At 68.5% G+C, this 257-nt stretch carries 1 protein-coding gene; it reads right to left on the bottom strand.

Annotated elements, in window-relative coordinates; translation table 11 throughout:
* Positions 1 to 257, bottom strand: a 257-nt coding sequence (locus FVA95_RS30065; RefSeq protein ID WP_149666999.1) for a methionine adenosyltransferase domain-containing protein, incomplete at both ends; no start/stop codon positions are given.

Consider the following 257-nt stretch of genomic DNA (forward strand, 5'->3'; position numbering starts at 1 on the left):
ACGCACCGCCACCGTGCCGGGCCCAGCCACCGTAGGTGTCGACGATGATCTTGCGGCCGGTCAGGCCGGCGTCCCCCATCGGTCCGCCAAGCACGAACTTGCCGGTCGGGTTCACCAGCACGCGGGTCGACGACGAGTCCAGCGTCTCGTGACCCAGTTCCTCGAGCACCGTCTGCAGCACGTGCCGGCGGATGTCGGGGTCCAGGGTGTTCTCCAGGTCGATGCCTTCGGCGTGCTGGGTGGAGACCACCACAGTG

Origin of the sequence: Pseudonocardia sp. EV170527-09 (assembly GCF_008369905.1) — a bacterium.
In the GTDB taxonomy this organism is placed as follows: Bacteria; Actinomycetota; Actinomycetes; order Mycobacteriales; family Pseudonocardiaceae; genus Pseudonocardia.